The organism is Bradyrhizobium sp. Gha, assembly GCF_900113735.1.
Lineage (GTDB): Bacteria > Pseudomonadota > Alphaproteobacteria > Rhizobiales > Xanthobacteraceae > Bradyrhizobium.
Genome location: NZ_FOQM01000092.1, coordinates 1 through 1259, shown reverse-complemented (window position 1 = coordinate 1259; position 1259 = coordinate 1). Strand labels below are relative to the sequence as shown.

Genomic DNA, 1259 nt, shown 5'->3' with positions numbered 1-1259 from the left:
CTCAACGGCGATCAGCTCAAGCTGGTGTTCGACGAGACCGGCAAGTCGAGCCTGAACATCACCGGCGTGACCTTCAACTCGAAGGGTCTGGGTCTCGCCTCGCTGGTGCAGGGCACCGACTTCATCGACAACTCAGCCTCCAACAAGGTGCTGGCCAACCTGAACACGGCGTCGAGCACGCTGCGTTCTGAGGCTTCAACCCTTGGTTCGAACCTCTCGGTCGTGCAGGTGCGTCAGGACTTCAACAAGAACCTGATCAACGTGCTGCAGACCGGTTCGTCCAACCTGACGCTGGCCGACACCAACGTTGAAGCTGCCAACAGCCAGGCGCTGTCGACCCGCCAGTCGATCGCGGTCTCCGCGCTGTCGCTGGCCAACCAGTCGCAGCAGAGCGTTCTCCAGCTGCTCCGCTAATAGCGGCTGACATCACGAAAAATATCGACGGCGGGGCTTCGGCCCCGCCGTTTTCTTTTTGCAGCATGCGATCGAAACGCGCTTTTGCAGCTTCCAAAAAGTAACCGCTCGTTATGGTTAACGGGAAGCAAACGCCAGAAAAAGCCGTGACATTCCAGGGGGATCATCATCGCGCGAAAAGACCTGCGTCGCCTTATGGTGAATCGGGGCTTGCGGTTCGAGACTGGACTTCACCCTTTGTTAGCCATGTCCCCTCAGGCTGCGCGCGTCACTCGATCCGAAGCGATCGAACGAAGACGCGTAAACCAGAAGGGTAAGTTGTTATGTCCGGTATCGTCCTCTCTGCGTCGGTTCGTCAGAACCTGCTCTCCCTCCAGTCCACCGCCGACCTGCTCGCCACCACCCAGTCCCGTCTGTCGACCGGCAAGAAGGTGAACTCGGCGCTCGATAACCCCACCAACTTCTTCACCGCCCAGTCGCTCGACAACCGCGCCAGCGACATCAACAATTTGCTCGATGGCATCGCCAACGGCGTGCAGGTGCTCCAGGCCGCCAACACCGGCATCACCTCGCTGTCGAAACTGCTCGACAGCGCGAAGTCGATCGCCAACCAGGCGCTGCAGACCACGGTCGGCTACTCGACCAAGTCGAACGTCTCGACCACGATCGCGGGCGCAACCGCAGCAGATCTGCGCGGCACGACCACTTATTCCAGCGCGACTGCGCTCTCGAACGTGCTGTTTTCCGGCACTGCCGGTGGCACGACGGCGGCTGCGGGCAGCACCACGCTCGGCGGCACCATCGGCGCGACGACCGGCAGCCAGGTGAAGGACAACCAGACCACG

2 protein-coding genes are annotated in these 1259 nt (G+C 61.0%); both read left to right on the top strand.

Annotated features, from left to right (window positions below):
* On the top strand, window positions 1-414 hold a 414-nt coding region (locus BM222_RS39685), incomplete at its 5' end, for a flagellin (protein WP_283810306.1).
* A 323-nt stretch (window positions 415-737) separates the two neighbouring features.
* Window positions 738-1259 (top strand): flagellin N-terminal helical domain-containing protein (locus tag BM222_RS39680; RefSeq protein WP_502691006.1); only part of this gene is annotated, 522 nt, incomplete at its 3' end.